The sequence below is a fragment of the Pseudarthrobacter sp. NPDC080039 genome, from assembly GCF_040702335.1.
Taxonomy (GTDB): Bacteria; Actinomycetota; Actinomycetes; order Actinomycetales; family Micrococcaceae; genus Arthrobacter; species Arthrobacter enclensis_A.
In genome coordinates this window covers 73161-95812 of record NZ_JBFBKY010000004.1, presented here as the reverse complement: position 1 = coordinate 95812, position 22652 = coordinate 73161, and the positions used below count along the sequence as shown (strand labels likewise).

Genomic DNA, 22652 nt, shown 5'->3' with positions numbered 1-22652 from the left:
CCGGCTTCCGCCGCAGGCCTGGCTCCCTAGGCAGCCAGGAACGAAATGGCGGCCTGCTTGAAGGCCCTGCTGGTGATGGCGTTGGTGTGGTTCCTGCCCGGCAGGATCAATTGTTCGGCCATGGAACCTGCCCCCCGGGCCAGCTCTGCCAGCCGGGGCAGTGTTCCGGCCCGTTCGTCCTTGTCTCCCGCCACCAGCAGCATCGGAACGTGGGGGACTGCCTCGGCGGGGTCATAGGGCTCGGCCTTGATGGCTTCCACGAGGGACAGCAGCGCAAAGATGTTGTTGCTGGGCAACAGCAGCGCCATCTTGAGGAGCTGGGCGGTGGATTCGTCGCTGATCGGCGTGCCGTCCGCCAGGTAGTCCTGGGCGGCCCTGAGGTCGAAATTGGCGAGCGGGTCCGAATCGTTGGGTCCGCCCAGCACCAGCCGGTGCACCAGTTCCGGCTGGGTTGCCGCGAATTCCCAGGCGAGCCGGGATCCCAGGGAATAGCCCACCACGTCCAGTCCGCTGGAAGGATCGCCGTCCTGCAAAGGCCGTACGCCGGCGTCGAACGCTGCCTGCAGCAGGTCCGCCCGGATCCTGCTGGGGGAGTAGGAATCCATATCCTCGGGCGCCCCACTGCGGCCGTGGCCCGGCAGGTCCACCGTGATCACCCGTCGGCCGGCGTCGAGCAGGGCCGAGACCCAGCCGGTGTCCTCCCAGTTGAGCTTTGACGAGGAGGAAAAGCCGTGCAGCAGCAGGACCGCCCGGAGGCCTGCGTCAGCCGCGGGTTCGTGGACTGCCACGTACATCTGCGGGTCAGTGCCTTCCACAGTGTGCGCATGCTGCTGTCCGGTGTGCCTGCCGCTCATGGTGTCAGTTCCCCAATCAGGTACGGCGCCTGGGCGGGCCCGGCGCGTCGGTGCGTATTCCGTGAAGGTACGCACCACTCTACCTGTTGGCGGCCCGCTTCCGGCCGGTCACGCGGGCGCCCGCGGCACATGCCAGGGCGATGCCGGCGATCAGGGTGAAGGTGCTGAAGAGCTGGACCCGGCTTGCCTCCGCACTGAAGCCGACGGCGAAGATGAGCCCCAGCAGGACCAGGCCCAGGATGGTCAGTCCGGGGAAGCCCTTCATCCGCAGGGGGAGCGGGAGGCCGTCCCGGTCGGCGCGCCGCCGCAGGATCAGCTGGGATACGAGGGCGCTGCCCCAGACCACCAGGCAGGTGGATCCCACCAGCTGGAACAGGGCGGGCAGGATCCGTTCCGGGAGCAGCAGTTCCAGGACCGTGGCGATGAAGCCGAAGGCCACCGATACGGTCACGGCAAGGAGCGGCACCCCGGCACCGTTGAGGCGGGTCAGGACCCGCGGTGCCTCTCCGCGCTGGGCCAGCGAGTACACCATGCGGGAGGCGCCGTAGAGGTTGGCGTTCAGCGCCGAGAGGAGGGCGACGACGGCCACCAGGGTGATGGCGGTTGAGGCACCCGGGATTCTGGCAGCGTCCAGGACGCCGGCGAAGGGAGAGGCAAGGCTCTTGGAGGTGGCGGGAAGGACGGCGGCGATGACGAAGACGGAGCCGATGTAGAACACCAGGATGCGCCATACAACTGTCCGGATGGCTTTGCCCACGCTGCGTTCCGGGTCCTCGGTTTCTGCCGCGGCCACCGAGACGATTTCCGTCCCGCCGAACGCGAATATCACCACGAACAGTGCCGCGGCAACGCCGCCCAGGCCCTGGGGCGCAAAGTTGCCGGTCAGGTTTGCCGTTCCCGGGGAGACGACGCCGGGCAGCAGGCCGAGGAGCAGGGCGGCGCCGACCGCGAGGAACAGGATGATGACGGCAACTTTGAGGATGGCGAACCAGAACTCGAATTCGCCGAAGTTCCGTACTCCGGCCAGGTTGATGCCGGTGAACACCACCATGAACAGCAGTGCCAGTGCCCAGACCGGGACCACCGGCCAGACGGAGAACAGCAGCCCCGCGGCGCCCAGTGCCTCTGCCGCGATGACCACCACCAGCTGCAGCCACCACAGCCACCCGATCGTGGCGCCCGCCGTGCGGCCCAGGGCCCGTTCCGCGTAGACCGAAAACGCTCCGCTGGTGGGGTTCGAGGCTGCCATCTCGCCCAGGGCCCACATCACCAGGATGATCAACGTTCCAGCCACCAGGTAGGAAACCAGGACTGCCGGCCCGGCTGCCTGGACGCCGGCACCCGAACCCAGGAACAAGCCTGCGCCGATGGCACTGCCGAGCCCCATCATGGTCAGCTGGCGCGGCTTCATGCTGTGGCCGGCGGTGGCCTTTTTCACGGCGGTGGAGGGGGTGTGGGCAGACTTCATCGTCATGGGCGAATGCACCTTCTGGGGCTGGTCGGGTCCGGCGTGTGGCGTCCGGGGGTCCTTGTGGGACTTATTGAATTTACCGCCTCGGGTGAGCGGCCCGGAAACCAGGCGGCAGCCGCCATTGGCACCGGCCAGGGGGCAGCCGCCCGCCGGCCCCGGTGAGGCAGGCAAAACGTGCAGAAACATTTCCCTTTCCACCGCGTCTGGCCGTAGAATTAGTTTTGGTCAGGATGACCATAACTAGGAAAAGAGTCCACGGGGCGGTCGATGGGGACGGAAGGGCGGTGAAGCGGATGTACTACACTTCGGCGAACGTTTCCGAGCGGCAGGCTGCACCGCCGTCGTTGGCCATCTCCACGGTGATCTTCGCGCTCCGGCCCAGCGAAACCTCGGGCCGTCCCACCCTGTGGCTTCCCCTGGTGCGCCGCATCCGGGAACCCTTCAGGGGGCTATGGGCCTTGCCGGGCGGCCCGCTCAGCCACGACGAATCCCTCCAGGACGCGGCGGCAAGGAACCTGCAGGAGACCACCGGACTCGCGCCGCGCTACCTCGAACAGCTCTACGCCTTCGGTGGCCTGCACCGTTCACCCACCCAGCGCGTGGTCTCCATCGTCTACTGGGCCCTGGTCCAGCCCACGGAGGCAGCGCTCGCGGACGAGTCCGAAAACGTCAGGTGGTTCCGTGCGGACCGCCTGGGGGACCTGGCCTTCGACCACAACGCGATCGTGGACTACGCCCTGTGGCGCCTGCGCAACAAGCTGGCCTACGGGTCGGTGGCCTACCACCTGCTGGGGGAGTACTTCACGCTGGCCCAGGTCCGCGAAGTCTATGAAGCGGTCCTGGACCGCCAGCTGGATCCAGCCAACTTCCGCCGCCAGCTCAAATCCACCCCGGAAATCGAAGAAACCGGCGAATACCTCCAGGGCGGCAAACACCGCCCGCCACGCCTCTACCGCTACACCGGCCGGCCAGGCCTTGACCCAGACAACAGGAGCACACCATGAGCAGCGTCAACACGGCAATCCAGCTGATCACGCGCGAGCAGGCCGAAAAGGGCGCAGCCGCCGAACGCAGCACCTGCAGCCCCGCGCTGGCCAAGGGCCCCTGGGACTATGACCTGGCCGAGGCGCTCGCAGGCGTTCCCGCCTACGGCCCGGGAGCCTCCAGCGCAGACCGCGCACCGGCCACCACGCCACGCCAGGGCCAGCTGCCCGAGGAATACAAGCTGGCCAGCGACGCCGAGCTCGCGGAACGGATCAAGGCCGCCAAGGCCACCTTGGGTGACCGGGCCGTCATCCTGGGCCACTTCTACCAGCGCGACGAGGTGGTCCAGTACGCCGACTTCGTGGGTGACTCCTTCCAGCTCGCCAACGCCGCGCTCACCCGCCCCGAGGCGGAGGCCATCATCTTCTGCGGCGTCCACTTCATGGCCGAGACTGCGGACATCCTCTCCACCCCGGAGCAGGCCGTCATCCTCCCCAACCTGGCCGCCGGATGCTCCATGGCCGACATGGCGGACGCGGACTCCGTTGAAGAGTGCTGGGAGCAGCTGGCGGAGATCTTCGGCACCGAGCCCGACGCCGAGGGCCGTGTCCCGGTCATCCCTGTCACTTACATGAACTCCTCCGCAGCCCTGAAGGCGTTCTGCGGCGAACACGGCGGCATCGTCTGCACCTCCTCGAACGCAAAGACCGTCCTGGAGTGGGCCTTCCAGCGGGCCCAGCGGGTCCTGTTCTTCCCGGACCAGCACCTGGGCCGCAACACTGCCAAGGCCATGGGCGTCCCGCTGGAGCAGATGCCCATGTGGAACCCGCGCAAGGACCTTGGCGGCAATGACGAACAGGAACTCCTGGACTCCCGCGTCATCCTCTGGCACGGCTTCTGCTCGGTGCACAAGCGCTTCAACGTGGCACAGATCGAGAAGGCCCGGGCGGACTTCCCGGGCGTCCAGGTCATCGTGCACCCCGAGTGCCCCATGGAGGTGGTGGACGCCGCGGACACCGCCGGCTCCACGGACTTCATCAAGAAGGCCATCGCGGCAGCCACCGAGCCGACGACCTTCGCCATCGGCACCGAGATCAACATGGTGAACAGGCTCGCCGCCGAGTACCCGCAGCACACCATTTTCTGCCTGGACCCGGTCATCTGCCCCTGCTCCACCATGTACCGCATCCACCCCGGCTACCTCGCCTGGGTGCTTGAGGAACTGGTGGCCGGCCGCGTCGTTAACCGCATCACCGTGGACGATGCCGTGCAGGCCAACGCCAGGACTGCGCTCGAGCGCATGCTCGCCGCGAGGCCGTGATGACAGGCCGCCTCGCCGTCGTCGGCAGTGGCATTGCCGGGCTGTACGCGGCGCTGCTCGCTGCCGATGCCGGCACGGACGTGGTGCTCCTGACCAAGGGCGCGCTGGACCACAGCAACACCTGGTACGCCCAGGGCGGCATCTCCGCCGTGCTGGCCGAACCCGCGCCAGGAGACACCGTGGCGGCGCACATCGCCGACACCCTCCGGGCGGGTGCGGGCCACTGCAACGAGGCTGCGGTCCGGTTGATGTGCGCGGAGGCACGGCAGGATATCGCAGGCCTCCAGCGCTATGGGGTCGCCTTCGACACGGAACACAGCGACGCAACGAACGACGGCGGCCCGGCCCTTGGACTTGAAGCAGCCCACAGCGCCCCGCGGATCCTGCACGCAGGAGGGGACGCCACCGGCGCGCGCGTCGCCGCCGCGCTCATCCAGGCCGTCCTGTCGCGACAGGACGAAGGAAAACTCACCCTCCTCACCCAGGCCCACGCCACCGGGCTTGTGGCCAGGGCAGGGCGCGTGACAGGAGTCGAGTACCTCCGGGACGGCCGGCACGCCAGCCTCGACGCGGACGCCGTCCTGCTCGCCACAGGGGGAGCAGGCCAACTGTTCGCCCAAACCACCAACCCGGCCGTCGCCACCGCCGACGGGCTGGCGCTCGCCGTCCGCGCCGGAGCAGCCACGGCAGACCTGGAATTCTTCCAGTTCCATCCCACCTGCCTGGTCAGCTCCGCAACGCCGCGCCCCACCGGACTGAACGGGCCGCTGCTGATCTCCGAAGCCGTCCGGGGCGAGGGGGCCGTTCTGCTCGACTCCGGTGGCCGGCGCTTCATGAAGGCCTACCACCCCGACGCCGAACTGGCACCCCGCGACGTCGTCTCACGCAGCATCGCCCTCCACCTTGCCAAACTCGGAGACCCCACCGGCCACGTCTACCTCGACGCCCGCGGCATTGAACAGGAGAGGGGAGCAGGCTTCCTCCAACAGCGCTTCCCCACCCTCACCCGCAAAACCCTCGACGCCGGCATCGACTGGACCCGCCAACTGGTCCCCGTCGCCCCTGCCGCCCACTACTGGATGGGCGGGGTACGCACCGACCTTTCCGCCCGCACCACCGTCCCCGGCCTCTACGCCGCCGGCGAAGTGGCGTGCACGGGCGTCCAAGGGGCAAACCGGCTGGCCAGCAACTCCCTCCTCGAAGGGCTCGTCTTTGGCCGCCGCGCTGTTGAATCCTTCCTCTCCGGTACTCCCACTTGGGGGTCGCCAGAAGGCGCCCCTGCTGCTTTAGAAGGCGCGGCGGACCGCTCAGGGGCACCGGGCGAGAGTTGGCCGACCAGCGTGGATAGGGGAGAAGGGGCGGGGGAGCCGTTTTCCCGCGACGCCCTTCGCCGCCTTATGACCTCGCATGCCGGGGTGCTGCGCTCCGGGGAGTTGCTGCTTGGGGCAGCTGCCACGCTTGACCGGTGGGCCGGCGTCGTCCGTCCTGATGCCGTTGATGCCTCCGCTGACCCTCTGGCGCACGAGGACCGGAACCTCCTGTTGGCCGCGCACCTGCTGGTTGCCGCTGCCCTGAAACGCGGTGAATCACTGGGGGCGCATTACCGCAGTGACGAACCGGCCGAAACTGACAATCTCCCTTCCCTTCGCCCGAAAGCGAGCCTGCTCCATGACTGAACCCGCCGTGATCCACCAGGCACAGGCCCTGCGCCCGGTTCTGGACCTCACCCTTCCCCCGGCTCCGGTCAGGGAAATTTTGGAACGGGCCTTCGCCGAGGACGCACCTGCCGGCGACATCACCTCGCAGCTGCTCATCCCTGCGCATGCCCGCGCCACCGCGGTCCTCAACGCCCGCGTCCCCGGCGTCCTCAGCGGCGCCACCGTGTTCCGTGACGCCATGCAGCTGGTGGACGCGGGCACACAGGTGGAGCTGCTCCTGGCGGACGGTGAAACGTTCGACGCCGGCACCCACCTCGCACGGGTCAGCGGCGCCGCCCGCTCGGTGCTGATGGCCGAACGCGTGGCGCTCAATCTGGTCCAGCGGATGTCCGCCATCGCCACGAAGACCGCCGAATTCGTGCGGCTGGCCGGGGAGACCGGTGCCCGCATCACCGACACCCGCAAAACCACCCCCGGGCTGCGCATCCTGGAACGCTTCGCGGTGCGGTGCGGCGGCGGCGCCAACCACCGGTACAGCCTCTCCGACGCCGTACTGGCCAAGGACAACCACCTGGCCGTGATGACCGGCGGGGACCCGGCAAAACTTACCGCGCTCCTGCTGGCCGCAAAGGCGCAGCTGGGCCACACCACCCATTTTGAAGTGGAAGTGGACCGCATGGACCAGATCGAACCCGTGCTGGCCGCCGGGGTGGACAGCATCATGCTGGACAACTTCACGGTGCCGGAACTCAAGGCAGGCGTGGCCCTCGTGGCAGGCCGCGCCCGCGTGGAGGCCAGCGGCAACGTGAACCTTGACACCGTCGCTGCCATTGCCGCCACCGGCGTGGACGTGGTCTCCGTGGGGGCGCTCACGCACACCGTGGCCGCCCTGGACCTGGGCCTCGACGTCGAACTGACCGCGTAGCGGGGATGCGATGATTTTCCTGGACGCCGCCGCCACCACCCCGGTCCGCCGCGAAGTGCTCGACGCCATGTGGCCTTACCTGACCGGCGGATTCGGAAACCCCTCCAGCCACCACACCCTCGGCGAGTCCGCTGCGTCGGCGCTGGCCGGGGCACGGTCGGCGGTGGCGGGGGCCCTCGGCTGCCGGCAGGGCGAGATTGTGTTCACGTCAGGAGGAACGGAAGCGGACAACCTGGCGGTGAAAGGCATCGCCCTGGCCCGGCAGGCTGCAAACCCTCAGCTGGACCGGGTGGTGATCAGCGCCGTCGAACACCCCGCCGTGGAGGAATCCGCGCGTTACCTCGAACGCTTCCACGGCTTCACCGTGGACGTGGTCCCGGTCGACGCAGCGGGCCTGGTCACGCCCGCTGCCCTGGCCGGCGTGCTGCGACCGGAAACCGCGCTGGTGAGCATCATGTACGCCAATAACGAGGTGGGCACGGTCCAGCCCATCGCCGCCCTGGCGGAACTGGCCCACGCCCAGGGCATCCCGTTCCATACGGACGCCGTCCAGGCGGCCGGCTGGCTGCCGCTCGATACCCGCGAGCTGGGCGTGGACGCCATGAGCATCTCCGGACACAAACTCGGTGCGCCCAAAGGCTGCGGCCTGCTGTTCGTGCGGAGCCGCACCCGGCTGGAGCCTGTCATCCACGGCGGGGGCCAGGAACGTGGCCGCCGGTCGGGAACGGAAAACGTGGCCGGTGCCGTGGGCCTTGCCACTGCCCTCACCATGGCCAGGGACGGACAGGCGGAGCAGCAGGACCGGGTGGCCGCCCTGCGGGACGGTTTCATCCACCAGGTCCTCGCTGGAGTGCCGGACGCCGTCCTGACCGGCCACCCAATCCATCGGCTGCCCTCCGTGGCCTCGTTCTGCTTTCCGGGCACCAGCGGAGAGTCCGTTCTGCTGGAACTCGAACGCCGGGGTGTGGTGTGCTCCAGTGGCTCGGCCTGCGCCGCGGGGTCCGACGCGCCGTCGCCCGTGCTCACGGCACTGGGGATTTCCGCCGAGGTGGCCCAGACGGCCGTGCGGTTCAGTTTCGACGCCGCCGTGACGCAGGAGGATCTGGACGCAGCAGCGGCAGCCGTGCAGGCGGCCGTGGCCGGCGTCAAAAACCTCGGCGCAGGCCACGGCCGCTGACGTTTCGGACACAACCTGGCGGGGCGGAACCTTGGCGGCGCGGAACCTTGGCGGGGCGGAACCTTAGCGGTGCCGGGCGCGGCGGAAGATCCAGTGCCGCAGCATGCTGAAGCGGACGGCGGTGGCCAGGAAGCCGGACAGCGTGGTGGCCACCAGTTCGTCCCCCACGGTGGCATCAGGGTTGAACCAGTGGAGTACGCCGAGGCTGCTGCCGGTGATCACCAGTGCCACGCCGATCACCACCAGCCCGTTGAGGTGGTCGCGGGTTCGGCGCTGGTTGCCGGCGATCTTGAAGGTCAGCCGCCGGTTCAGGGCCGTGTTCAGCAGCGACGTGAGGATCAGCGCCACTGCGTTGGCCAGCTGGGCGCCGAGCCAGGGCCGCAGCAGCGCATAGATCCCCAGGGACGCCGCGGTGCAGATGACGCCCACACCGGAGAAACGGATCAGCTGGCGGATGACTGGAAATCGGAGGACCCCTCGGTAATGCCGGGTGGCTGGAAAGCGCCGGGTGGCGGTCTCCTGCACGGCAGGTGCGGACGCGCCCTCAGTCACGCCGCGTTACCGGGTACGGCCGTCATCAGTAGAGCTCACCCACGGGAATGTCCACGGCCAGCCGGTTGGATGGACCGGGCAGGGGGCAGGCCCATGCCTCGTTGTAGGCGCAGGAAGGGTTGTAGGCGAAGTTGAAGTCGAGGACGAAAGTGGCGTCTTGCCCGCTGCCGCTGACCCCGTGGAACGCGCCCTTAATGGTGTCCAGCAGGTAGCGGCCGGCCCCGTAGCTGCCACCGGCCTGGCCGGCCGTTGCGTCGCGGAACGGGACAAAGATGCCGCCGCCGTACCCATGGATTTTCCACACCGCCAGCTGGCCCATTTCCGGCAGGTCGAATGTGCCCAGCCGGACAAAATGGACCACACCGTCGGTCCCCGTGTCCACGCTCATCTCCCGGCCGGCGCCCTCGTACGTCAGGGGTACGTGGAACCGGTAGATGGGATCGTAGTCGGCGGTCTTCAGCCCGGAAAAGCGGGCCTTGTCCGCAGCGGTCAGTGCAGACGCGGGGTGGGTGGCGAACATCAGGTCGCGCTGGTGCCGCCAGTACGAGTGTGCTTCCGAGGGGCTGTCGGCGGAGATCCTGCGGACGTTGTCGTAGAGCGCGAAGGTCCTCAAACGCCAGTCGGCGATGTCCACAGCGGAGATGTTGAGGGCGGAGTTCTCTGTGGGATCGTCTTCGGCTGCGCCGTGCTGCTCTTCCGCCATACCCTCCACCCTAGTCCCAGGCCGGGGGCCTCAGCGTCCGACGGCGACACGCCCGGCAGGTGCCCGCGCCATGGGGAGTATGCCGGCGGGCGCAGCGGCGGTCCCGGGGGAGCGCGAAACACCCGCCCCGACGGCCCGTCCCGGGGACCTGGCGCCGCTAGGCTGGCTCCCATGACAGGCAAGGCGGCATCGACCCTTCTTTCCGGCGTATCCTTGGTGGCCGCCGCGGTTTTGCTCGCGGGATGCTCCGGAACGCCGGCCGCCGGCCCGGGGTGGACTGCGCTGCAGGGACCATCAGGAACAGCATCGCCCGGGTCGACATCAACGGACGGGGCGTCGGCAACCGGCGGCATCCCGGCGTCGGCGTCCGCAACATCCACGGCACCCCAGGGCGCGGCAACGGCTGCCTCCTGGAAGACCTTCACCGACCCCGCGAAAACTGTCAGCTTCGACCTGCCCTCGGACTGGATCGCCCAGTCGGTGGCCCCTGAGGACGGTGTCCTGCCCGGCGGACTGAAGGTGGAGGTCAAGAAGCCCGACGGAACCTTCATGGCCGCACTGCGGACGGGACTCCCGCCGTCGTCCGCCGACTGCCCTGAAGCGGACCAGCGCCCGTACACCGTGATCAGCAGCGTGCCGTTCGACACTCCGGCGCAGGGCGGGGACGGGACCATTCCGCCGAGGATGGTCTACCGCGTCATCCAGGGCTACCGCTACTTCGGTTCCTACGGCATCACCAACCTGGTGGGCGGAACGGACGGGAAGGCATGCGGGCTGCGCAACGTGGTGCGGGGTCCGGCCGGCAAGGGCGACTACTCGTTTGGAGATGTGGTGGTCCTGAAGGCCTTCGCCCCAGATGAGAAGGTGGCACCGGCAAAGGCCTTTGACACCCTTGGCCAGGCCGCCCAGTACGTGAACGAAAGCGCTGACTTCGCCAACGTGCAGCGAATGCTAATGTCGCTGAAGGTCAAAAACTAGTCCCGCCCCCGCACCCACCACGTGCCGGGGGCGCGCCGCCGGCCTTCCGCCCCCAACACCCCCGGAGAGACATGGAACGCTCTGTTTCCGCACGCCTGGCCTTCAGGACCATCGCCAACACCAAGGTGGCCATGGCCATCGCGGTGGCCAGGAACAGCGGCTACTCATCCTTTGACGAATCCCTGTCCGTTACCGCCGCCGGGGCGCACGTTCCGCTGACGGAGGTCCCGGACCACCATGGCGGCCGGTTCCACTACATGGAGTTTGCAGAGCCGACGGACGTCATCGTGGAATACTCCGCCACGGTGTGCGGGCGCGGCGTCCCCGAAGACGCCAGCCTCGCCGAACGGATCCGCTATGTGCGGCCCAGCCGGTACGCCGAATCCGACCGGCTGCTGCCCACGTCCTACGCAGAATTCGAGGGGGTCCAGGGCGCGGACCTGGTGCACGCTGTGCGCAACTGGGTGAACGGTGAACTCCGGTACGTCAGCGGTTCCTCACGGGGCACGGACGGTGCGGTGGAAACCCTCCTCAGCAGGCGCGGCGTCTGCCGCGACTTCGCGCACCTGGCCATCGCCCTGCTCCGCTCCAAGGACATCCCCACACGCCTTGCCGCTGTCTACGCCCCCGGCCTGAGCCCCATGGACTTCCACGCGGTGGCCGAGGCCTACGTGGAGGGCGCGTGGCACGTCATCGACCCCACGGGCCTGGCCCCGCGGGAGTCGATGCTGCGCATCACTGCCGGCCGGGACTCTTCGGACACGGCCTTCCTCTCCACCGTGGGCGGAAGCCTGGTGCTGAACCAGCTGCGGGTCAATGCCGTGGTCAACGGCGAGCTGCCTGCCGAGGATGCCTCCCGGCTCGTCCAGCTGGGCTAGCGCTTCCGGGGCAGGGGGCCCAGCGAGTTCCGCAGCTTGTCGGTGAGCCGCATCAGTTCCTTCTGCTCGGCAGGAGTCAGGGCGGGCCCCACCAGTGCCGAAATGTCGCGGACGTGCTCGCGGCCGATCTCCTTCTGCAGCTCCCGCCCTTCGTCCGTGAGCTTGAGCAGCACGCCGCGGCCGTCCTCCGGTGCCGTCATCCGGGCCACCAGCCCGCGCTTCTCGAGCCGCTCAACCAGCCTGCTGAGGCTGGACTGGCTCAACAGGACGTTGTCGTTGAGCTCGTTGAGCCGCAGCCAGCCGGAGGGGCAGCGGGACAGCGTGAACAGGACGTCGTATTCGTTCAGTGCCAGTTTCCGGAACGCCGGCCCGGACTGAAGCTTCCGCATCACGGCCACCTGGGCCCGGAACAGGGATTCCCAGGTTTCAGCCGCCAGCCGCACCGGCGATTCCGATCCTCCTGCAGCCATCACGCCTCCGTTGTGGCTGTATCGGCGTCCTGCGAGGCCAGCAGGGCAGCCACGCGGCCCTCGTGGGTGGGCGGTTCCGGCACGTGCGCGGGCTTGAGGGCAGCGTACTCCCTGCGCAGCACCGGCAGCACTTCCTCACCGAACAGGTCCAGCTGCTCCAGCACCGTCTTCAGCGGCAGGCCGGCGTGGTCGATCAGGAACAGCTGGCGCTGGTAGTCACCGAAGTACTCGCGGAACGTCAGCGTCTTTTCGATGACTTCCTGCGGACTGCCCACCGTCAGCGGAGTCTGCGAGGTGAAATCCTCCAGGGACGGTCCGTGGCCGTAGACGGGTGCGTTGTCGAAATAGGGCCGGAACTCCTTGACCGCGTCCTGCGAGTTCTTCCGCATGAAGAACTGGCCGCCAAGGCCAACGATGGCCTGGTCGGCCTTGCCGTGGCCGTAGTGCTCGTAGCGTTCGCGGTAGAGGCCGATCAGCTGCTGGTAGTGCTCCTTGGGCCAGAAGATGTTGTTGGCAAAGAAACCGTCACCAAAATAGGCGGCCACCTCGGCGATCTGAGGAGTGCGGATGGAGCCGTGCCACACGAAGGGTGCCACGCCGTCCAGCGGCCTGGGTGTTGACGTGAAGTTCTGGAGGGGCGTGCGGAACTTGCCGGACCAGTTCACGGTGTCCTCGTCCCAGAGCTTGCGCAGGAGGCTGTAGTTCTCGATGGCCAGCTCCACGCCGTCCTGGATGTTCTTGCCGAACCAGGGGTACACCGGTGCCGTGTTGCCGCGGCCCAGGACCAGGTCCACGCGTCCGTCCGCCAGGTGCTGGAGCATGGCGAAGTCCTCGGCGATCTTCACCGGGTCATTGGTGGTGATCAGCGTGGTGGCCGTGGACAGGATGATCCGTTCAGTCTGTGCTGCGATGTAGGCCAGGGTGGTTGTGGGGGAGGAGGAGAAGAAGGGGCGGTTGTGGTGCTCGCCCAGTGCATAGACATCCATACCGATTTCCTCGACCTTTTTGGCGATGGCAACGGACGCCTTGATGCGTTCGTGCTCGGTAGGGGTGCGGCCCGTCGTGGGGTCGGTGGTGATGTCGCTGACGCTGAAAACACCGATTTGCATGATGTTGCCCTTCCGTTGCTGGACTTGCTGGCTTGGTTTAAGTGTAAACCAATTTAGATGCATTTGCATCTATTGCCTTCTCCAACGCGCCCGCACGTGGATTATTCCCGGCGGGGGGCTGCAGGCAGGTGCGCCTGGAACAGCTGATGCCCGCACTGCTGAACGGTACGGGCATCAAAAGAAGGGACGTTGTTACTCTGCGCCGCCAGGTGCGGCGCGCCGGCCGCTGAGCTTGGGGACCTGGCCGGTGGTCCAGTCCCTGAACCCGGCATCGACGTCCGGCCCCGGGCCGGCTGCGGGCCGGATCTGCAGGTCCTTCAGCAGCGCCTTCTTCTCGCGGCGGCCCTCCACCAGCCGGTACAGCACCGGCACCAGGATCAGGGTCAGCGCGGTGGAAGACACCAGGCCGCCTATGACGACAACGGCGAGCGGCTGCGAGATGAAGCCGCCGCCGCCCGTGAGGCCCAGCGCCATGGGGGTCAGGGCAAAGACCGTGGCGAGTGCCGTCATCAGGATGGGGCGGAGGCGCTGCCGGGCACCGTTGGTGATGGCATCAGCGACGTTCATTCCCGTGCGGCCGTCACGCGGTTGCCGGTACTGGTTGATCAGGTCGATCAGCACAATGGCGTTGGTCACCACGATGCCCACCAGCATGAGCATGCCGATCAGGGACGGCAGGCCTAACGGAACTCCGGTGACCAGGAGCAGGGCCACGGCGCCGGTGGCCGCGAATGGAACAGAGACCAGCAGGATCAGCGGCTGGATGAGGGACTTGAAGGTGGCCACCATGATCACGTAGACGATGGCGATGGCCGCCAGCAGGGCGAGGCCCAACTGCCGGAAGGAATTTGCCTGCTGGGTGGTGGCGCCGCCGATTTCAGCGGTGACCCCGGCCGGGAGGTGGACATCAGCCAGGCGCTTTTGGACCTCGCTGTTGACGGCGCCCAGGTTGGAGCCCGACGGCGTGATGGACACCTTCGCGGTGCGCTCACCGTTGCTGGCGGTGATGGAGACGGGGACGTCCACCTGCTCCACGGAGGCGATGCTTCCCAGCGTCACCGGCCTTCCGCCGGCGGGCAGCGGGATGTTCCGGACGGCGTCGATGCTGGTGAACTTGGTGCCCTGGCCAATCCTGACGGGGTAATCGTTGGTGTCGATGCGGACCGTCCCGGCGGGGATGGGGCTGATGGTGGAAGCCAGGACACCCGCCACCTGCTCCTCGTTCAGTCCGGCAGCCGTGGCCTTGGCCCGGTCCACCTTGACCTGGACCACGGGGTTGCTGGCGGCCAGGTTGCTGGCCACCTCGCTGGTGCCGGGAACGCCGGTCATGGCGGCAACCATGGTGTCGCTGGCAGTCTGCAGGTCGCCGCTGGTGGCAGCCTTCAGCGTGATATCCACGGTAGAGGAGGTGCCGAAGCCGCCCTGCTGGGTGCCCACTGAGATTTTGCCGGAATCGGGGACCTTGGCGAGCTCGGACCGGACAGTGTCCTGGAGCCGTTCCTGGTTGGCCTTTTCGTCCGTGACAACGGTGAAGGTGGAGTTTGAGGATCCGGTGGAGGTCAGCGCGGCGAAGCCGGCCTGCGCATTGCCCGACGTCACCTGGACGTCCTTGATGCCGTCGATGCCGCGCAGGACCTCCTCGAGGCGGATGGCAGCGGCGCTGGTGTCAGCCAGGCTGGTCCCCGCGGGCAGGACCTGGCGCACGGTCAGGCTGTTCTGTCCTGAATCGCCCAGCAGGTTGGTTGCCAGCAGCGGTGTCATGGCGCCGGTGGCACCGAGCACCAGGACGGCGGCCACCAGGGTGATGACCGGGTGTTTCTGGGTAGACCGGAGGATGGGGAGGTAGCCGCGCTGCAGGCGGCTGCGCTGTTCGGCGTCGTGTGCTTTCGCTTTGGCCTCGGTGGCGAGCCGCCGGGCCTCGGCGGGACCTCCTCCCGGGGCGCCCTTGGGGTTTCTGAGGAACCAGTAGGCCAGCACCGGGACGATGGTAAGGGACACCAGCAGCGATGCCAGCAGCGCCATGGTGACGGTCAGGGCAAACGGCCGGAACAGTTCTCCGGCCAGGTCGCCGACGAAGGCAATCGGCAGGAACACGGCCACCGTGGTCAGGGTGGAAGCCGTGATGGCGCCGGCCACTTCCCTGATCGCGGTGAGGATCGCCGTCGACTTCTCCTCGCCGTAGCTCAGGTGCCGCTTGATGTTTTCGATGACCACGATGGAGTCGTCCACCACGCGCCCGATCGCTATGGTGAGCGCGCCGAGCGTGAGGATGTTCAGCGAGTAGCCGGTGCCCGACAGTCCGATGAAAGTGATGAGCAGAGACAGCGGGATGGACACGGCGGTGACCAGAGTGGAACGGGCGGACATCAGGAAGAGCAGGATGACCGCGACTGCAAACCCCAGCCCCAGGAGGCCTTCCGTGGTGAGGTCCCTGATGGACTTCTCGATAAACGGCGCCTGGTCGAAGACCGGCGTGAACTTCGCGTTCGAGCCCAGCTCTGCCTGGAGGTCCTGCAGGGAGTCCCGCACGGCGTGCGAGATCGCCACGGTGTCGCCCTCGGGTTTCTTGGTGACGGAAACTGCCAAGGTCTCCGCCCCGTTGGTGCGGGTGATGGAGGTGCGTTCGTCGTCCTTGAGCGAGACGTCGGCAACCGCCCCGATGGTGGCGGCATTCTTCGCCCCGGCCAGGGGAAGGGCCTTGATGGCGTCGAGGGAATCCACCGGACTGCCGATCTGCAGCGAGAGGGTCTTTCCCTGGTCCTGGAGTGTGCCGGCCGGAACCAGCGCACCGTTGTTGGACAGGGCATCACGTATGGCTGTGAGGCTGGTGCCTGCGGCCGCCATGGCGTCGGCCCTGGGCAGGATTTCGATGTGCTGCGAAGCGCCGCCGGTGACATCGGCACTGCGGACACCGTCGATCTTCTGGAGCCTGGGCACGGTGAGGCGCTGGAGGTCGGCGTTCAGTTCGCTCAGCGGCTTGTCCGAGGATACGGCCAGGAAGACGATGGGGAAGTCACTGATGCTTCCCGCAATGGCCTGCGGCTGCACGTCGCTCGGGAGGGTCCGCTTGGCGTTGGAGATGGCCCGGTCGATCTGGTTCCGGGCCCGGTCCAGGTTGGAACCATAGGTGAACACCATGGTGATCTGCGAAACACCGGTGCGCGACGTGGAGGAGGTGGATTCCAGCCCCTCCACGCCGTTCAACGCCTTCTCGAGCGGACCGCTGACCTGCTTGTCCACCACCTCGGGCGATGCACCCGGCATGGAGCTGAGCACCGTGATCTGCGGGAACTCAATGGAAGGAATGAGCTCCTGCTTCAGCGATGACATGGTGATCACGCCGAAGACCGAGGCGAAGACGGTGATCAGCGCGATCAGGGCCCGGTTCGCCAGGGATAGGTGTGCCAGCCGGAACATGGGTGGTCTCCTGGGGGTCTTAGTGACTGGTTCATGCCCTGGGGGGGTGCCAGCCGCTGGCCCCGGCAGGGTCAGTGGCTGGCGGAAACGCTCTCCAGCTGGAGGGACTTGGCCGTTGCCCGTTCCAGTTCCGCGGCGAGGTCCGGATTCTCATCCAGCTTCACCCCGTAGCCGGGCATCATGTCCTTGAGCTTTGACTGCCAGCCCTTGAAGTTCCTGGGGAAGGTCTTCTGGAGCAGCTCGATCATGATGGGGACAGCGGTCGAGGCTCCGGGCGAGGCGCCCAGGAGCGCGCCGATGGAGCCGTCACGGCCGGCGATCACTTCGGTGCCGAACTGAAGGATGCCGCCCTTTTGCGGGTCTTTCTTGATGATCTGCACACGCTGGCCGGCGGTGATGAGTTCCCAGTCCCCGCCCTTGGCCTCGGGGTAGTACTCGCGCAACGCCTCGACCTTCTGGTCGTGCTTCTTGACCACTTCCTTGACCAGGTAGGCGGTGAGGTCCATGTTGTCCTTGGCCACAGCCAGCATCGGGATGATGTTGCCCGGGCGGATGGACAGCGGCAGGTCCAGGTAGGAGCCGTTCTTGAGGAAGTTGGTGGAGAAGCCCGCGTAGGGGCCGAACAGGAGCGAGCGCTTCCCGTTGACGTACCGGGTGTCCAGGTGCGGGACCGACATGGGAGGAGCGCCCACGGACGCCTGCCCGTAGACCTTGGCGCTGTGCTGGGCGGCGATGGTCTCGTCCGTGCAGCGGAAGAACTGGCCGGAAACGGGGAAGCCGCCGTAACCCTTGCTTTCCGGGATTCCTGAAGCCTGCAGCAGGTGCAGGGCACCGCCGCCGGCACCGACAAAGACAAACTTGGCATGGATCTTGCCGTGTTCCCCGGACCTGGGGTGCTTCAGCGTCAGGTCCCAGCCGCCGTCGGAGGCCCGGGTGATGCCGGTGACGTCGTGGCCGTAGTTGATCTCGACGCCGTTGTTCCCCATGTAGGTGGTCAGCTCGCGGGTGAGTGCGCCGAAGTCGACGTCGGTGCCCTCGGCGGCACGGGTGGCGGCGATGCGCTGTTTGGGATCACGGCCCTTGACGATCAGCGGCGCCCACTTGGCGATCTGGGCGGGGTCTTCGGAGTACTCCATGCTGCGGAACAGGGTGTGCGGCTTCAGGGCCTCGTACCGGGTCTTCAGGAAGCGGGTGTGGTCCTCGCCGATCACGAAGCTCATGTGCGGAACGGTGTTGATGAAGCCCTTGGGCGAGCCGATCAGGTTGTTGTCCACCAGGTGGGACCAGAACTGCCGGGAAAGCTGGAACTGCTCGTTGATGACCAGTGCCTTGGCGGGGCTGACCGAGCCGTCTTTGGCTGCGGGAGAGTAGTTGAGTTCGCAGAGCGCGGCGTGGCCCGTTCCCGCGTTGTTCCAGGGATCTGAGCTTTCGAGGCCGGGCTGGTCCAGCCGTTCGAACAGGGAGATGCTCCAGTCCGGCTCCAGCTGCTTGATGAATGCCCCCAGCGTGGCGCTCATGATGCCGCCGCCTATCAGGACAACGTCGGCGTGTGGGGTCTTGGAAATGAAGGTCACGATCAGTCTCCGATTGCAGCGGCTCTGGCTGTCACAGAATATCCCCGGGCAGCCCACATACTGAAATTGGGCCAGCCCGTCAAGGCTTTAGCTGGACCTTGGTAAAAACTTCATTTAAGACCGGTGACGCCGGGTAGCTCAGCACCCTGTCCGACAGGGCAAGCGCCGAGATGGGAAATGCGATGGGAACTGCCGGTACGGTAGCGGCGATCTGCACGTTGATGGTGTGATAGAGGTCATCCCGCTCCTTGCCATCGGGCAGGCTCCGGGCACGGTTGATCTTCGAAAATACCTGCGGGTCCTGGTATCCGAACTCGCCGTTTTTCTCCCCGAAGAGCGGGCCCACGAAGTTGTCCGCGTCCGAATAGGAACCGTTCCAGCCAAGGATGTGGAAGGCGTGGTCGCCGGGGGTCTTGACCTTCTGGAGGTAGCCGTCAGACCAGTCCACCGGCACCGGCTTGATGTTGAAGCCGACGGCGACGAGCTGGCGGCTGAGTTCGGCATAGACCTTTTCCGGCGTGGGCAGGTAAGGCCGGGTGACGTTCAGGGGGTAGTAGAACTTCAGTTCCTCGCCTGCGTAGCCACCGTCCTTCAGGTATTCCTTGGCCTTTGCCGGGTCGTGCCCCAGTTCGGGGGCATCGTTGTTGAAGCCGCTGATCTTGGGCGGGACAAACTGCGTGGCCTTGGCGGTGTTGTCGATGAAGAATTTCCGGATCAGGGTTTCCTTGTCGACCGCAAGCTCCACCGCCTGCCGGATCTTCTGGTTTTGGAGGATGGGGATGTCCTGGTTCATCCCGAGATACATCACTGAGAACGGGTCGCGCTGCACAATCTGCTTGCCGCGCTTTACCAGTTGGTCGAAATTCCCCACGGTCACGGCGTCATATCCGTCGATCTTGCCGTCCAGCAGCGCCTGCAGCCGTGTCTGGGGCTGGTTGTAGGCAAGGAAATTGATGGTGGCGATCTGGCCGCGGTCACCCCAGTAGGTCTTGTTGCTGGACAAGGTGACGCTGTCGCTGCCCCAAGCCGCCAGGGTGAAGGGGCCGGTCCCTACAGGGTGTGTGGCGAACAAGGACATGGCCTGGCCGCCCTTGGTCTGGTCCAGGACGTCTGCCTTTCCGGCGGCCAGGGCGGCGGGGGACGCGATTGCGAAGGCGGGCAGGGTCAGGGCCTGGAGGAACGCGGTGAAGCGCTGGGTGAGGTCGATCTGCACGGTGTCGGGGGCCACGGCGGTGCAGCTTTTGAAAATGGACAGGCCCGGCTCGTCCGAGTGCGCCTTGAAAACCCCTTTGAAGGAGCTGCCCGGTGCCTGCTTGCGGAGCTCGGGGGAGAAAGCGAACCAACGGTTGAAGTTGGTGCAGACGGCATCGGCGTTGAACGGGGTGCCGTCCTGGAAGGTGACGCCCGTGCGGAGCTTGAACGTATAGGTCCTGCCCTCGTTGGAGTCTTTCCATTCGGTGGCCAGGAGAGGAGTGGGTTTGCCGGTGGTCTGGTCCACGCCCACCAGGCCTTCGAGGATTTGCCGCGTGATGCGCTGGGATTCCACGTCATTGGACAGCGCGGGGTCCAGTCCAAGGGGCTGGGCGGCGGTACCGAAATTGAAGGTGGCGTCGGGTTCAGCGGGTGGGGAACTGGGTGTTCCGGGTGTGGGGGAGGGGGACGGGACCCCTGTGCACGATGTCATGCCCAGCGCCATGAGGACGGCGCCGGCTTTTATGACCGTCCGCCGCGATGTACTGCTGGGCACTCGATTATCACCTCTGGATGCTGCCGGCTCCGCCTCTTGCGGGCCGGGACCAGTCTAGAGGACGGGAAATGGAGCTGGCCCCTGGGCGGCGACTGGCGCGCCGAAAGCCGGGTCCGCTGGTTGCCAGCGGACCCGGCTCTGCTTGGGGGGGCCTTGAAAGGGCTTACTTGGGCATGAGGACCGAGTCGACCAGGTACACGGTTGCGTTCTTGGTCTTGACGCCGCCGCAGATGACGTTCGCGTTGTCCACCTTGAGGTTGTTGCCGCTGCCGGTCACGGTCACGGAACCGCCTTCAACCGTTGCGTGCGTTCCGGCGATCTTGTCCGGAGTGATCTGGCCGGGCACTACGTGGTAGGTCAGGATCTTGCTCAGGAGGGCATCGTCGGTCTTGAGGGTATCGATGGTGGCGGGATCAATCTTCTTGAAAGCGTCATCCACCGGTGCGAAGACCGTGAACTCGCCACCGTTGAGGGTGTCCACCAGGTTGACCTTGGGGTTGAGCTTGCCGGAAACGGCAGCGGTCAGGGTGGTCAGGTTCGGGTTGTTGGAGGCTGCCACGGCTACCGGGTCAAGCGCCATGCCCTGCACCGAACCGGCGCCGGTGGGAACCTGCTTGGCATAGGCGGCGCAGCCCGGGCCTACCAGGTTTGCAGCCGGATCCATCATGCCTGCCGACGAGCTGGCCGAAGCACTTGCGGACGGGGACGCCATGCTGGTGCTGGGGGCCGATGACATGGGCGCCGACGACGCCGACGATCCTGCGGTGCTGCCCGAACCACCGCAGGCGGTGAGGCTGAGCAGAGCGGCCGCTGCAACGCCTGCGACGGTGAAAGTGGTGCGCTTAATGGTCTGCATTTTCAGTTCTCCTTGGATCGTTTGCCTGCCGCCCGGATGGTGTGCGCGGCGTGCAGTCTGCCTTTTCGGTAAGCACCAACCCTTGGCTGGTGTCTCAATGGCTATTCGCCCGGTAGCCGGCTGCGGATGGGTCGATCTTTGGAGTTTTTCGATTCGGGGCATGAACCGCGCCGGGACGGCTTTGCTTAAAGCAGGAATCCCCCGGCCGGAGCCGGGGGATTCGCCAGGTGCGCAAGGGGGGACTTGAACCCCCACGCCCGAAGGCACAGGAACCTAAATCCTGCGTGTCTGCCAATTTCACCACTCGCGCAAGGCGCCGGGGATCGCCGGAAGGACGACGCCGGATGCCAGGTTCCATTGTAGCGTCGCCCTGACGGTGGCCGGGGCAGCCGCTCGACGGGTCAGGCGTCCAGGTTGAGGTCCCGCCGCAACTTGGCCACGTGGCCGGTGGCGCGGACGTTGTACTGGGCCACCGCCACGTTGCCGTCGGGGTCCACCACGATGGTGGACCTGATCAGGCCCTCGTAGGTCTTGCCGTAGTTCTTCTTTTCCCCCCATGCGCCGTAGGCCTCGGCCACCGCGTGGTCGGCATCGGAGAGCAGCGGGAACGTCAGGGATTCCTTTTCGGCGAATTTCGCGAGCTTCCCCACGGGGTCGGGGGAGATGCCAAGGACGTCGTAGCCGGAGGCCTGCAGGGAGGCAAGGCTGTCCCGGAAGTCGCACGCTTCTTTGGTGCAGCCGGGAGTGGCGGCGGCGGGGTAGAAGTAAACGATGGTGGAGCGCCCGGGCCGGGGGGCCAGGGTGACGTCCTTGCCGGTGGAATCCTGCAGTGTGAAAGCGGGTGCTTTGTCGCCGGTAACGAGTCTTTCAGCCATTGTTTTTCTCCTTGTTGCGGGCGGGACACAACAGCCTAGTAAGCGGGTGGACCGAGTGCTAATCGGCGTTTGGCTATACTTGCTGCTATGCCTGATATGGATCACTGGCCCACAGGGCGCCTCCTGTCCACTGCTGCGCGCCTGGTTGAACACTCATGGAACGAGAAACTCGGCGCCATTGGACTCACCCACGCCGGTGTCATCGCCATCGAAGTCCTTGCGGCGCAGGGACCCATGACGCAGGCCCAGCTCGCCCAGTACGTGCGCGTCCAGGCCCAGACCATGGGCAAGACGCTCAGCCGGCTTGAAGCCCACGGCCACATCGCCCGGGTGCGCAGCACGTCGGACCGGAGGAGCCACGTAGTCTCGCTCACCGAGCAGGGCAAGGAGGCGGTCGCTCAGGCCGTGGAGATGGAGCGGTCGGTGCTGGCCTCGGCGTCAATCGACCCTGAACTGCTGCGCCAGGAACTCAAGGCCGTCGTGCGCGAACTTGCCAGCCAGTTCTCCACCACGCCAAGTAACGCCGGAGCGCTGCTGGACAACGCAGCCAAGTAGCTGGCAGTGCAATACACCAACTAAGTGAAAGCGCGGGCCCGGTCCAACCGGGTCCGCGCTTTTTTGTGCCCGCCGCACCGTCCGCCGTCGTTCACCTGCCCGTACACCATCGATTGCTCCGTAGATGCCGTTTAGGGGCGTCTAAACGGCATCTACGCAGCAATCGATGACGGGGGGCGGTTCCGGGGCCGCGAAGACGGGGAGCACTCGAGGAGGCGCAGGGGGAAACAAAACAGCCCCCGACTTGTTTTCACAAGCCGGAGGCTGTTTTCCCAGTGGTGCACCCCCCGGGACTTGAACCCGGAACCCATTGATTAAGAGTCAATTGCTCTGCCAATTGAGCTAGAGGTGCATCTTCTTTGCTTCCATCTCCGGGCTTTTTCTTTCCCGTTGATCTCCGCAACGACATGAAACTCTACACGAACTTTTGGTGCAAGTGAAATCGGCGGAGCCGGCAGGCCCGGACTCAAGGAGAAGGGCCCAAAAACCGCGAAAAATCAAGGTTTTCGCTGTTCGTCAGGAGCCATGGCCGTCCCATCGGAGCACGA

Annotated in this window: 19 protein-coding genes and 2 tRNA genes; 8 read left to right on the top strand and 13 right to left on the bottom strand. The window is 66.5% G+C overall.

Translation table 11 applies throughout. From position 1 onward, the window contains the following. Window positions 1-26: 26 nt before the first annotated feature. Entirely contained in the window at window positions 27-854 is an 828-nt protein-coding gene (locus AB0313_RS06300) for an alpha/beta fold hydrolase (RefSeq protein ID WP_307308728.1), read from the bottom strand. Between the two features lie 79 nt (window positions 855-933). Continuing rightward, on the bottom strand, window positions 934-2328 hold the full coding sequence (locus AB0313_RS06295; RefSeq protein WP_366304361.1) for an amino acid permease: 1395 nt from the start codon (window positions 2326-2328) through the stop codon (window positions 934-936). A gap of 290 nt (window positions 2329-2618) precedes the next feature. On the opposite strand from AB0313_RS06295, the gene AB0313_RS06290 reads away from it, so the two are divergent. The 5 genes from AB0313_RS06290 to AB0313_RS06270 are packed head-to-tail and all read left to right on the top strand — an operon-like array spanning window position 2619 to window position 8390. Then, window positions 2619-3329, top strand: coding sequence for an NUDIX domain-containing protein (locus tag AB0313_RS06290; RefSeq protein WP_366304359.1), 711 nt, complete (start codon window positions 2619-2621; stop codon window positions 3327-3329). Then, window positions 3326-4630, top strand: coding sequence for a quinolinate synthase NadA (nadA, locus tag AB0313_RS06285; RefSeq protein ID WP_366304357.1), 1305 nt, complete (start codon window positions 3326-3328; stop codon window positions 4628-4630). Before AB0313_RS06290 ends, nadA begins: the two co-directional genes overlap by 4 nt. After that, the gene (gene nadB / locus AB0313_RS06280; protein WP_366304355.1) at window positions 4630-6306 is read left to right on the top strand and encodes an L-aspartate oxidase; all 1677 of its coding nucleotides are present in this window, start codon (window positions 4630-4632) and stop codon (window positions 6304-6306) included. The genes nadA and nadB overlap by 1 nt, the downstream gene beginning before the upstream one ends. Beyond that, the gene (nadC, locus tag AB0313_RS06275; RefSeq protein ID WP_366304353.1) at window positions 6299-7213 is read left to right on the top strand and encodes a carboxylating nicotinate-nucleotide diphosphorylase; all 915 of its coding nucleotides are present in this window, start codon (window positions 6299-6301) and stop codon (window positions 7211-7213) included. Before nadB ends, nadC begins: the two co-directional genes overlap by 8 nt. Window positions 7214-7223: 10 nt before the next feature. Beyond that, on the top strand, window positions 7224-8390 hold the full coding sequence (locus AB0313_RS06270; protein WP_366304351.1) for a cysteine desulfurase family protein: 1167 nt from the start codon (window positions 7224-7226) through the stop codon (window positions 8388-8390). 63 nt (window positions 8391-8453) lie between these two features. Here AB0313_RS06270 and AB0313_RS06265 read toward each other — a convergent pair whose 3' ends face one another. Then, the gene (locus AB0313_RS06265; RefSeq protein WP_141942002.1) at window positions 8454-8942 is read right to left on the bottom strand and encodes a GtrA family protein; all 489 of its coding nucleotides are present in this window, start codon (window positions 8940-8942) and stop codon (window positions 8454-8456) included. Window positions 8943-8967: 25 nt separating this feature from the next. Then, entirely contained in the window at window positions 8968-9645 is a 678-nt protein-coding gene (locus AB0313_RS06260) for a DUF1684 domain-containing protein (protein WP_307308744.1), read from the bottom strand. Window positions 9646-9816: 171 nt separating this feature from the next. On the opposite strand from AB0313_RS06260, the gene AB0313_RS06255 reads away from it, so the two are divergent. Together AB0313_RS06255 and AB0313_RS06250 are read left to right on the top strand one after the other, a co-directional pair. Then, a complete protein-coding gene (locus AB0313_RS06255) occupies window positions 9817-10623 on the top strand; it encodes a hypothetical protein (RefSeq protein ID WP_141941998.1) in 807 nt (268 codons plus the stop codon). 71 nt (window positions 10624-10694) lie between these two features. Continuing rightward, window positions 10695-11501, top strand: coding sequence for a transglutaminase family protein (locus tag AB0313_RS06250; RefSeq protein ID WP_366304348.1), 807 nt, complete (start codon window positions 10695-10697; stop codon window positions 11499-11501). Here the strand turns inward: AB0313_RS06250 and AB0313_RS06245 are convergent. The 8 genes from AB0313_RS06245 to bcp all read right to left on the bottom strand — a co-directional run bounded on the left by AB0313_RS06245 (window position 11498) and on the right by bcp (window position 21549). After that, window positions 11498-11971, bottom strand: coding sequence for a MarR family transcriptional regulator (locus tag AB0313_RS06245; RefSeq protein ID WP_141941994.1), 474 nt, complete (start codon window positions 11969-11971; stop codon window positions 11498-11500). The genes AB0313_RS06250 and AB0313_RS06245 overlap by 4 nt on opposite strands. After that, on the bottom strand, window positions 11971-13080 hold the full coding sequence (locus AB0313_RS06240) for an LLM class flavin-dependent oxidoreductase (protein ID WP_141941992.1): 1110 nt from the start codon (window positions 13078-13080) through the stop codon (window positions 11971-11973). Before AB0313_RS06240 ends, AB0313_RS06245 begins: the two co-directional genes overlap by 1 nt. Window positions 13081-13272: 192 nt before the next feature. Further along, window positions 13273-16497 (bottom strand): efflux RND transporter permease subunit, encoded by a 3225-nt coding sequence (locus tag AB0313_RS06235; RefSeq protein ID WP_366304345.1) that lies wholly within the window; start codon window positions 16495-16497, stop codon window positions 13273-13275. A 71-nt stretch (window positions 16498-16568) separates the two neighbouring features. Then, a complete protein-coding gene (locus tag AB0313_RS06230; RefSeq protein WP_141941988.1) occupies window positions 16569-18071 on the bottom strand; it encodes a malate:quinone oxidoreductase in 1503 nt (500 codons plus the stop codon). Between the two features lie 79 nt (window positions 18072-18150). After that, window positions 18151-19818: an ABC transporter substrate-binding protein gene (locus AB0313_RS06225; RefSeq protein ID WP_366304343.1), complete on the bottom strand. Its 1668-nt coding sequence runs from the start codon at window positions 19816-19818 to the stop codon at window positions 18151-18153. Window positions 19819-19981: 163 nt separating this feature from the next. Further along, the gene (locus AB0313_RS06220) at window positions 19982-20674 is read right to left on the bottom strand and encodes a fasciclin domain-containing protein (protein WP_366304341.1); all 693 of its coding nucleotides are present in this window, start codon (window positions 20672-20674) and stop codon (window positions 19982-19984) included. A gap of 228 nt (window positions 20675-20902) precedes the next feature. After that, window positions 20903-20984: transfer RNA gene (locus tag AB0313_RS06215), tRNA-Leu, on the bottom strand. Window positions 20985-21075: 91 nt separating this feature from the next. Next, window positions 21076-21549 (bottom strand): thioredoxin-dependent thiol peroxidase, encoded by a 474-nt coding sequence (gene bcp, locus AB0313_RS06210; protein ID WP_141941984.1) that lies wholly within the window; start codon window positions 21547-21549, stop codon window positions 21076-21078. A 96-nt stretch (window positions 21550-21645) separates the two neighbouring features. Between bcp and AB0313_RS06205 the strand changes: the two genes are divergently transcribed. Continuing rightward, on the top strand, window positions 21646-22104 hold the full coding sequence (locus tag AB0313_RS06205) for a MarR family transcriptional regulator (protein ID WP_307308785.1): 459 nt from the start codon (window positions 21646-21648) through the stop codon (window positions 22102-22104). A 276-nt stretch (window positions 22105-22380) separates the two neighbouring features. On the opposite strand, the gene AB0313_RS06200 is transcribed toward AB0313_RS06205, so the two are convergent. Further along, window positions 22381-22456 (bottom strand) — tRNA-Lys (locus tag AB0313_RS06200). Window positions 22457-22652 lie beyond the last annotated feature (196 nt).